General features: G+C 44.9%; 1 protein-coding gene. It reads left to right on the forward strand.

All coding sequences use genetic code 11. The features are described from left to right. Positions 1-972: DNA repair protein RecN (recN, locus tag R8N28_RS25715; protein WP_318183722.1), on the forward strand; the 972-nt coding region annotated here is incomplete at its 5' end. Positions 973-1211 lie beyond the last annotated feature (239 nt).

Genomic DNA, 1211 nt, shown 5'->3' on the forward strand with positions numbered 1-1211 from the left:
GAACTTATTTACGAAGGTGAAGAAGTCAATGCGCTTGGTATTTTGCAATCGGCCAATCACTCCCTAATTCAATTAGCGGAATTAGATGAAAAATTAGCCGAGCTACCAAATATGCTGGCTGACGCGATGATCCAGCTAGAAGAAACCAAAAACGAACTTCGTAGCTACTTGGATGGCATCGATGTTGATCCAGGTCGTATGGCTTATGTCGAAGAGCGTTTTTCTAAAGTGATGTCGATGGCTCGTAAGCATCATGTTATGCCTGATGAGTTATACCAACATCACCAAGACCTTCTAGCACAAATCGAAGCATTGGATTGCTCTGATGAACGTCTGGATGAATTGGCTCAAGAAGTGGAACAGAAATACCAAAGCTTCCTGACTCAAGCGGAAAAGCTGCATAAATCACGCAGCCGTTACGCAAAAGAACTGAACAAGCTGATCACGCAAAGCATGCACGAACTGAGCATGGAAAAAGCCGTCTTCAGCATTGAAGTAAACAACGAAAACACACATCCGTCGCCATTGGGGATGGACAGTGTGTGCTTCTTGGTCTCCACTAACCCGGGGCAACCTTTGCAACCAATTGCGAAAGTTGCGTCAGGTGGTGAGTTGTCCCGTATCTCGCTAGCGATCCAAGTAATCACTGCTCAAAAAGTAGATACGCCAAGTTTGATCTTCGATGAGGTGGACGTGGGTATTAGTGGCCCAACGGCTGCGGTAGTAGGCAAAATGCTACGCAAGCTTGGAGAATCGACTCAAGTCATGTGTGTCACTCACTTACCGCAAGTAGCCGGTTGTGGCCACCAACAAATGTTTGTCGCAAAACACACCAAAGGTGGTCAAACGGAAACACAAATGCGCGTACTAGATGAAGAACAACGTGTGGCAGAACTGGCTCGTTTACTCGGTGGTAGCCAAATCACTGATTCAACATTAGCTAACGCGAAAGAACTCCTTATCGCCGCCTAACCCTATGACACAGAGTCATCGACAATCCAGTTGATGACTCTTTTCGTATTAATCGCTTCAGTGACTCGGCTAACGAAAACATCATTAGACTCCCTATCACCCCTTAATATCTGCCAATAAATGCAACTCAACTCAAAATTCGTTGTCAGATTCCCTACCATGCGACGCATAGCTTTTTACATCTGCGTCGAGCTTGTTTATTATCAGCGCAGTATTTTAAAGGTTACTAAGAAATTATT

This window comes from Vibrio sp. Vb1554 (genome assembly GCF_033344235.1).